Annotated in this window: 7 protein-coding genes and 1 pseudogene; 4 read left to right on the forward strand and 4 right to left on the reverse strand. The window is 52.6% G+C overall.

Annotation, left to right across the window (positions count from 1 at the left end):
• Positions 1–1,124: class III poly(R)-hydroxyalkanoic acid synthase subunit PhaC (phaC, locus tag ABX962_RS27840; protein WP_372724342.1), on the forward strand; the 1,124-nt coding region annotated here is incomplete at its 5' end.
• 11 nt (positions 1,125–1,135) lie between these two features.
• Here phaC and ABX962_RS27845 read toward each other — a convergent pair.
• Positions 1,136–1,585 carry a GNAT family N-acetyltransferase gene (locus ABX962_RS27845; RefSeq protein WP_372724344.1) on the reverse strand — a complete coding sequence of 150 codons (450 nt, stop codon included), beginning with the start codon at positions 1,583–1,585 and terminating at the stop codon, positions 1,136–1,138.
• A 219-nt stretch (positions 1,586–1,804) separates the two neighbouring features.
• On the opposite strand from ABX962_RS27845, the gene ABX962_RS27850 reads away from it, so the two are divergent.
• Together ABX962_RS27850 and ABX962_RS27855 are read left to right on the forward strand one after the other, a co-directional pair.
• A complete protein-coding gene (locus tag ABX962_RS27850; protein WP_372724346.1) occupies positions 1,805–2,329 on the forward strand; it encodes a TIGR03067 domain-containing protein in 525 nt (174 codons plus the stop codon).
• A gap of 175 nt (positions 2,330–2,504) precedes the next feature.
• Positions 2,505–3,428 (forward strand): endonuclease/exonuclease/phosphatase family protein, encoded by a 924-nt coding sequence (locus tag ABX962_RS27855; protein ID WP_372724348.1) that lies wholly within the window; start codon positions 2,505–2,507, stop codon positions 3,426–3,428.
• An 18-nt stretch (positions 3,429–3,446) separates the two neighbouring features.
• On the opposite strand, the gene ABX962_RS27860 is transcribed toward ABX962_RS27855, so the two are convergent.
• Positions 3,447–3,929 carry a GNAT family N-acetyltransferase gene (locus ABX962_RS27860; RefSeq protein WP_372724350.1) on the reverse strand — a complete coding sequence of 161 codons (483 nt, stop codon included), beginning with the start codon at positions 3,927–3,929 and terminating at the stop codon, positions 3,447–3,449.
• Entirely contained in the window at positions 3,926–4,750 is an 825-nt protein-coding gene (locus tag ABX962_RS27865) for a PhzF family phenazine biosynthesis protein (RefSeq protein WP_372724352.1), read from the reverse strand. The genes ABX962_RS27860 and ABX962_RS27865 overlap by 4 nt, the downstream gene beginning before the upstream one ends.
• A gap of 193 nt (positions 4,751–4,943) precedes the next feature.
• On the opposite strand from ABX962_RS27865, the gene ABX962_RS27870 reads away from it, so the two are divergent.
• The gene (locus tag ABX962_RS27870; protein ID WP_372724354.1) at positions 4,944–5,396 is read left to right on the forward strand and encodes a hypothetical protein; all 453 of its coding nucleotides are present in this window, start codon (positions 4,944–4,946) and stop codon (positions 5,394–5,396) included.
• A gap of 285 nt (positions 5,397–5,681) precedes the next feature.
• Here ABX962_RS27870 and ABX962_RS27875 read toward each other — a convergent pair.
• Positions 5,682–5,949: pseudogene (locus ABX962_RS27875) on the reverse strand (hypothetical protein); the annotation flags it as partial.

Consider the following 5,949-nt stretch of genomic DNA (forward strand, 5'->3'; position numbering starts at 1 on the left):
ATTCAACCTTCGACACTCACACTGGAACCGTGAACATGACACCTCTTTTGGATATGTTCTTTGATTACCAAAAAATGGCTTGGCAAGAAACGTTTCGGATGCAAGAGCGGATGCTGAACATGGCCAAGGTGCCTAAGATCGTCGGCAACGTGCAGATCGCACATTCGCCACATGACGTGGTGTACGAGGAAGACGCACTTCAATTGTTGCGTTTTCGCAACGATTCAGTCGATTTGGCCGAGCCGATCTTGATTTGCTACGCATTGGTCAATCGGCCTTACATTCTGGATTTGGAATCCCGACGGAGCGTCGTTCGTCAATTGTTGAAGCGAGGCTTTGAAGTCTATTTGATTGATTGGGGAATCCCCACCGCGGCCGATCGTTCGTTGAGGTTGAAGGACTATGTCTGCGGTTTTTTAAAGAACGTCGTCGACTTCGTTTGTGAGGACGCGGACTCGTCTCAGATCAATTTGCTGGGTTACTGCATGGGGGGCACAATGTCCACGATGTTCACGGCATTGTACCAATCCCAGGTGCGGAATTTGATCTTGATGGCGGCTCCCATCGACTTTGACAACAATGGTGGTTTGCTGAATCTATGGACTCGCGAAGAGCACTTTGATGTCGACGGTCTGATCGATGCGTTTGGAAATTGCCCCGGATCGTTTTTGCAGTCGACGTTTCAATTACGTGATCCGCTCCAAAACTTTGTGGCAAAATATCAAAGTTTTTATGAAAAGTTAGACGACGAGGATTTCTTGGAAAACTACTTCGCGATGGAACATTGGGCGAACGACAATATCCCAATTGCCGGCGAAACGTTCCGCGAGTTTGTGAAGAAACTGTACCAACGCAACGAGCTAATCAAAGGCGAATTCCGTCTGAATGGTAAATTGGTTCGGCTCAGCGAGATCACTTGTCCGCTGCTAATGCTGGTTGCCGACCGCGACGATCTCGTCCCGGCAGCCTCTACCTTGGCGATTGAAAAATACGTCCGTTCCAAAGACGTACAGGCAATGTCGATTGATGCGGGGCACATTGGGTTGGCAGTGGGATCTCGGTCGCATCGTCAACTTTGGCCCAACGTCGCGATGTGGATCGCCGACCGATCGACCAATCGCTAGTCCGTGGCAATTCATCTGCGTTGGATTGCGATCGGGATCGATTCGCATTGCATCAGCCAGTAGGGGCCATGATCGCTCTGCCCCGGTTCGATGACGTTCCATCCGCGTTTCTTGTAAAACGCGAACGCCGCTTCGTTTGCTTGGGTGCACTTCAGACGCCATGGACGTGGTAACCATGTATCGAGCGACTGCAACAGCATCGTTCCCACACCCTGCTGCTGAAACGAGGGGGCGACGTACAAGTGATGGATAAACGATTCGGGTTGCCACACCGAGATGAAACCCTGCACCTTGTTCACGGCGTCACTCGCAACGTGAACGATTTCGCCCTCAGAATCCGCCGCGAAGGAAATGACGCTGCGGCGGACCGAATCGGGCAACCAGGCGGCCAACGAAATCGAGTCGCTATAAATACGTTCGAGGTCGATTTGATCACCGATTTCAGCCTGTCGGACTTGCATAAAGCCTCTTCAAATGCAAATGAATTCAAACGGTGCCGTGCCGTTGTCAGAACAATCTCTATTCGACACACCCGTGACGATTATCGGCGTTTATACTAATCTTATCCGGGGTCCAGGCTTAATCAATTCGGCTTGAGAAGCCGTAATCGGCCTGCTGCCCGTCGATAAGATTATTCTTGTTTTGCTGCCCTTGTTTGCATTTCAACCGACGGTGTCCCGATGCGATTTTGCTTCCTTGTTGCGCTACTTTGCCTAGGGTTGGTTCACGCTGCCTTTGCGGACCCACCTCAAAATGGGAACCATACCGGTGCTGTTTCTGACGAGAGTAAGTTTACGTTCGACGGGATTTGGAAGCCCAAGGGAGCGATGCTCAGTGGCGTTCTGATTCCGCCTCCGGCGCTAAAGGCAATCACGTTGAAGATCAACAAGAATAAGTACGAGGTCGCTGTCGAAGGAGAAGATCACTCTGACATCGGCACATTCACGCTCGATCCGACGACGACCCCCAAGCGAATGACGATCAACAGCACCGAGGGCCCCAATAAAGGCAAGATGATCTTGGCGATCTACGAGATCAAAAACGCGGATGCGATGCGTGTTTGTTATGATCTATCGGGCACCGATTTTCCTAAAGAATTCAAAGCTCCCAAAGATAGCGAGCTTTACCTTGTCGGCTACCGTCGGCAAGTCTCCGAAACGAAGAAGGACGATGAGAAGCCGGCAGTCACGTCGCGGCAGCCATGATGGATGAGCGTATTTATACGCGACAACTTTCTTGTCATCGACACCACCGTCAACTCTGCCCGCAACTCGTTCCCGCAACTCGATCTGCATGACTAGCGATGATGCCAAGCAATCGGACCCACCGGGACATCAACGCGGTCCAGTGCATGTTTCTGGATTTGCATTAAAACGGTGCATGGAACTTTTCCTAATCACGTCGGCACTGGTTGCGATTGCCGCGATGACCGCCGGAATGTTTGGTAGATGGCATTATTTGCTGGACTTGGCCAGCCATCTGCGTGTGCAAACGACAATGGGATTGTTGGGGGCGGGAATTGGGTTGGTGCTGCTTAGGCGGCATCGCGTCGGCGGAATCCTGCTTGTGATCGGCGGCGGTTTGCTGATCAGTTTGTTACCGTTTTATTGGCCGACAGATCCAGTTACCGGCACGACTTACCGGTTGATGACGGCAAACGTGTTGACGCGGAACACGAATCATGCCGCCGTGCTGCGAGTGATCGCAGAGACCGACCCGGACTTGGTTGTGCTACAAGAGACGGACGCGGAATGGACGCGTGCGTTACAGCTTGGACTACGCGACACTTATCCGTTTCGCCGATTGTTGCCTCGCGAAGACAATTTCGGCATGTCGGTCTTTAGCAAACATCGCTGGTCAAAATGCGATGTGGTCTCGTTCTCGGCGGAGACGCAATTACCTTCGGTGGTGATGGATCTCGATTTGCCCGATGGCGATCCGATACAGCTTATCGCGACACATCCGTTGCCTCCGATGCGACCCTCCAACTGGCAGGACCGGAACCGGACGTTTGACGCTATCGCCGAGCACGTGAAACAACAGGGCGGCCAGCGAATCCTGGTGGCAGGCGATTTGAACTGCACGCCGTGGTCGTATTGGTTTCGGCGATTGAGAAAACAATCCGGTTTGCGAAACTCATCAAATGGACAGGGACTACACAGCACTTGGAATCCGAGCTCGTTACCGCTGCCGGGGCTAATAATCGATCACGTATTGGTGGGGTCGGAAATCGAGGTCGCCAGTCATTTTGTCGGTCCGGATATTGGTTCAGACCATCGTCCCGTGATCGTTGACTTTCGCTGAGATGTTGCCTTGACGAGCTTAGCTGACGCTGCGTCGCATTAGGAAATTTGTAAATTCGACGCCACGGCAGGTCACCGTTTGCTTTTGGACCACGACAAACGACTCAGCAAGAAAAAATGGCTTTGCAGTGATGCTGGCTTCGGTTGTCACTTCGGATAGTTGCAGGTCGGCGGCACGCTGCAACATCACTCGCAGCAGTTTCCTGGCCACGCCTTGTCGCTGAAAGTCCGCCGAAACAAACAAGCGATCCAAATACCCGCTTGATGTCATATCGGCAAAACCCGCAATGGATTGCCCTCGCTGAGCCACATAGGCAATTTTGCCTTCAAATCGGCTTGCCCAAGGCTCAATCGGCATGTCGGCCGGCGCCCAAGCCTCGATTTGCTCGAGGGTGTAGTCACGAAAATTGATACGCCGTACCGTGTCGCAAAACAGGGCTAGTAGCGCCGGAGCGTCCGAAGGATCATAATGCCTTAAATGGATTGGCGCCACAGAATTCATGGGGTGGTCCACAATTTGCCTTCCATCACGGTCACAGCGTTGCCACTAAGTTGGACGCGGTCGCCCTTGATTTCGGCGTGGACCATGCCGCCTCGTGAGGAAGCTTGGTATCCGATCAGTGGATTCCGTCCTAACCGGGCTGACCAATAGGGAGCCAAACAGCAGTGCGCCGATCCGGTTACCGGATCCTCGTTGATCCCGCAGCGTGGGGCGAAAAATCGCGAGACAAAATCGACCCCCTCTTCATCCGCACACGCGGTCACGATAATTCCCCGAGTTTCAATGTCCGCCATCGAGACGAAATTTGGCTTCAGCTCACGCACGGTTTGTGGATCCTCCACGACCAACAGAATATCGAATTTCGTGCGTGCTGCAAAAATTGCGGTGATGCCAAGTACGGACTGGCATGCTTGTGTCTCCGTCGCATCAAGTGATTCGTTGGCGGGAGTCGATGGGAAATCGAGTGCGATTTTTCTTTCCTTCGGTTGACACTTCAGCTCTCCGCTACGTGTTTGGAAACGGATGGGGACGCACTCGTCGACTTGTCGTTGTTCAATCAAAACGTGGGCGGCGGCCAAGGTGGCATGGCCGCACAGATCGACTTCGGTGGTGGGGGTGAACCAACGCAAATCAAAAGTGTTTTTGATGCGAGTGGGAGTAACAAATGCGGTCTCTGCAAGATTCATCTCGGCCGCGACGTGCTGCATCCATTCAGGATTCGCGGCGGTGTCGAGGAGACAAACTGCGGCAGGATTGCCATGAAAAGGACGCTCGGTAAACGCGTCGACTTGCCAAAGTGGGACGGAGGGTGGTGCAGGCATAATGAAATTCACGCAAAGGGTTTTGAAATGGACGGTAGCGCCGCGTCGTGTGTGATTCGTGTGGATGCAATTCGTGTGGATGCAGTGGCGTCGTCATGAAGCGACCGATAATTCTTTTGATCGCGGCACTCGGTTTGCCCTGTTGCAAGTGAATCGTTCCTCACTTCGTTTCGCAACCATCGAAAGACAGATCATGAAGACGCTATTTTGGGTCATTGCCAGTTTAGTATTGCTGCCGGTTTCATTCGCACAAGAGCCATCCAGCACGGCCACGGAGATTGTTGAATCCGAAGAGAAACCGCTTGATTTTTGGATGGAAAAGAAATTGGAATACTCAACCGCCATCTTGCGTGGTCTAGCGATGCAGGACTTTGATACGATCCAAGCGAATGCTCAAAAAATGCGAATTCTTAATACGATGGAAGGATTCGTGCGGAGTCGTAACAAAGAGTATCGCAAACACGTCAATACATTTGAATTCGTCACGGATGAATTGATCAAACAATCGAAACGGAAGAACATCGACGGTGTCACCTTGGCGTACAACCATTTGACCGTCAGCTGTGTGCGATGCCATCAAAGTCTACGTGAAGATGGTGACTCTGAGGCGAATGCAACACAGTCCGCTGAGCGCACACGTCGCTAAGACCGTGCGTGCACGATCATCAGGATGTGCACGCTCGCACAACCTGAGATGATAGTAGCATTGATGATTGCGGGATTCGCCGACGGATTGTTGATTTCATCGAATTGCAAATGGTCTTCGCAAGGCGAGGGCCGCCCGCGTCGGGTAGCGGTGCGGGGCCCGCCCGTTGCGACGAACAAAACGTTCGAAATTGACCGGGCGGCTCGTGCCGCTTCGCTATAAAATCCATTCGGCTGGTCGATCGTTTCTACCTTTCTGCGCGATTCGTTGCCGAGGCTTCTTGCTTCACTGAAACTGATTTTTTGATTCGTCGTCCTCAAGCATCACTTCACGCGTCACCCCAATCGACTTTAGAAACGACACATCGTGGCTGACGACGATGATTGCGCCGTCATAGGCTTTTAACCCCGACTCGACGGATTCAATCGATTCAAGGTCCAAGTGATTGGTGGGTTCATCCAGGATCAGTAGCGGTGGGGGAACGGGACAGCCAAGGACGCACGCCAGTCCCGCTCGCAATAACTCGCCGCCGCTGAGCGTCGCTGCGACTTGC

This window comes from Novipirellula sp. (assembly GCF_041583735.1).
Classification (GTDB): Bacteria; Planctomycetota; Planctomycetia; order Pirellulales; family Pirellulaceae; genus Novipirellula.

What these genes read in the sequence shown, in the direction of transcription:
- ABX962_RS27850 (WP_372724346.1), top strand. Translation starts at nt 1,805, where the DNA reads ATGCGATTTTGCTTCCTTGTTGCGCTACTTTGCCTAGGGTTGGTTCAC.
- ABX962_RS27855 (WP_372724348.1), top strand. Translation starts at nt 2,505, where the DNA reads ATGGAACTTTTCCTAATCACGTCGGCACTGGTTGCGATTGCCGCGATG.
- ABX962_RS27865 (WP_372724352.1), bottom strand. Translation starts at nt 4,750, where the DNA reads ATGCCTGCACCACCCTCCGTCCCACTTTGGCAAGTCGACGCGTTTACC.
- ABX962_RS27845 (WP_372724344.1), bottom strand. Translation starts at nt 1,585, where the DNA reads ATGCAAGTCCGACAGGCTGAAATCGGTGATCAAATCGACCTCGAACGT.
- ABX962_RS27870 (WP_372724354.1), top strand. Translation starts at nt 4,944, where the DNA reads ATGAAGACGCTATTTTGGGTCATTGCCAGTTTAGTATTGCTGCCGGTT.
- ABX962_RS27860 (WP_372724350.1), bottom strand. Translation starts at nt 3,929, where the DNA reads ATGAATTCTGTGGCGCCAATCCATTTAAGGCATTATGATCCTTCGGAC.